The organism is Methylosinus sp. R-45379 (genome assembly GCF_001644125.1).
Classification (GTDB): Bacteria; Pseudomonadota; Alphaproteobacteria; order Rhizobiales; family Beijerinckiaceae; genus Methylosinus.
In genome coordinates this window covers 1-1,487 of record NZ_LUUM01000181.1, presented here as the reverse complement: position 1 = coordinate 1,487, position 1,487 = coordinate 1, and the positions used below count along the sequence as shown (strand labels likewise).

Below are 1,487 nucleotides of genomic sequence, written 5' to 3'. Positions count from 1 at the left end.
CTATTTTTCGTTGCTGTGGCCTCGGTTCTGAAAGCCTGTCGACAAAGGCCTCGACTTTCTCGGCCGACGCTGCCCAAGTCAGGGGGGCCACTGTCCTCCGCGCTGCGTCGATCTTACTCGACATCATTGAGTCTCCATTGTTTTCAAACAGGAGGCGCATTTTCACAGCAAGGTCGGCAACATCTGCCCGGACCCACATAGCACCTTCCTTGTTGACGTGACTACTCGAACTCTCCAATCGGAAATCGACCAAATACGCGTTGTCGTCATTGCAGAAGTCCATATGCCCAGAGTAAGCCGTCACCAAAACGGGCACGCCACGTGCCATCGCCTCGGCGGCTGGTAGGTTGTAACCCTCGCCACGAGTGGGCAATACCATAGCGTCGATCATGTCATAGAAGAACTCTATATTTTCATCGTCGAGATCGTCATAGACGATCTTGATGCTCGGCGCATTCGCACGACCGGCGATCACGCGCTGCACGACAGCGTCGACGACATTGCTCACATTATGATGGGACTTGATGATCAATTCGACATCGTCTGCAGCCTTGAAAGCGATGGCGTAGGCCGTTATCAACTCCTCGATGCCCTTTCGCGCCATACCGGACGAAATATGCCCGAACCAGAATTGTCTCGTTGTACCGGGGCGCGGGGTATCAGTGGCGACAGAACGATGATCGAGACCGACGCCACAAACTTGTATTGGAATGCGCACGCCGCTGTTGCGACACAGACGCTGCACGAAGTGAGTAGGCGCGATGATCCCGTCGAGGTATCGGTTCATCAATGCGCACAGCGCTGACGGAATCTCACTCTCCTCCCAGAAGAAATAGGAGAGCCGAAAGTCGCCTAACATTCCCGCTGGACGCAACGGATACATGTTGCGGATCGAAACTTCGGTCGAACGTGCGGACAGTAGCGGTGCCTCGAGAAGCGGCTCTATCTGTGGGTAAGCCTCAAGCCCTTCAGGCTTGAGTTCGTAACCTGGAACACCTTCCGCCGGCGCGAGATGCGCAACCGTGCGCTCTCTTGCGTCGAGCCCGAACGCGAGATTGCGATTGACGAGAGCGAGGCTATAAGTTGTCTCGCATGGCCCTTCGAACACAAAGGTCCGCTCGGACGCGCTCCGAACAGCAGCGCTCTGCGGTCGATAGGGGACGACACCGCGAGGAAGATGCGGCTCTATGAAACTCAGGAACTTTTCCGCCACGACTGCCCGGCTGAATTCTGTCAACCGCTCGCGTTGGCCGCGGATTACGGCTCGACGACGCTCCGGGCTTTCGAACAAAATGCGCAATGCGCTTGCCAACTCGGTCGGATCGGCAGACTGCAGAAGTAAGCCCGCTTTGCCGAGCGTGCTGCTGATCGCCGATGTGTTATAGGCGATTACGGGCGTGTCGAACGCCATTGCTTCGAGCAAGGGCACGCCGAAGCCCTCATGCTCGCTGTAAGACACATAGGCGTCGGCGGCTCGGTAATATCCG

1 protein-coding gene is annotated in these 1,487 nt (G+C 56.8%); it reads right to left on the bottom strand.

All coding sequences use genetic code 11. The features are described 5' to 3' along the window. Nucleotides 1-1,487 (bottom strand): glycosyltransferase (locus A1351_RS08180; protein WP_157096202.1); only part of this gene is annotated, 1,487 nt, incomplete at both ends.